The 245-nt window shown below is 64.1% G+C and carries 1 protein-coding gene; it reads right to left on the bottom strand.

What is annotated here, in order from left to right; genetic code table 11:
- Positions 1 to 49: 49 nt before the first annotated feature.
- Positions 50 to 245, bottom strand: a 196-nt coding sequence (locus G8O24_RS43475) for a DUF736 domain-containing protein (protein WP_188108491.1), incomplete at its 5' end; no start/stop codon positions are given.

The raw sequence follows: 245 nt of genomic DNA on the forward strand, positions 1-245 counted from the left end.
GGGCGCTGTCCGCGGCGCCTCGCGTGTTTGCGAGACGCCGCGGTGTAGGTCAGCGCGACCAGATCAGCGCACACTCGCCATCGTCGCCTTCGAAGAGGTTGGCGTAGATGGGCGCCGTGAAGGACGGGTCGTCGAGCTTGACCGAGTGGTAGACGGTGTTGTTGTCCTTGGAGGTCCGCTGCCACGCGGCACCTATCTCGACATTACCGACCACCACGCGCAAGTTCGGAGCCTTCTCGTTCTCA

Source organism: Bradyrhizobium campsiandrae, assembly GCF_014529705.1.
GTDB lineage: Bacteria > Pseudomonadota > Alphaproteobacteria > Rhizobiales > Xanthobacteraceae > Bradyrhizobium > Bradyrhizobium campsiandrae.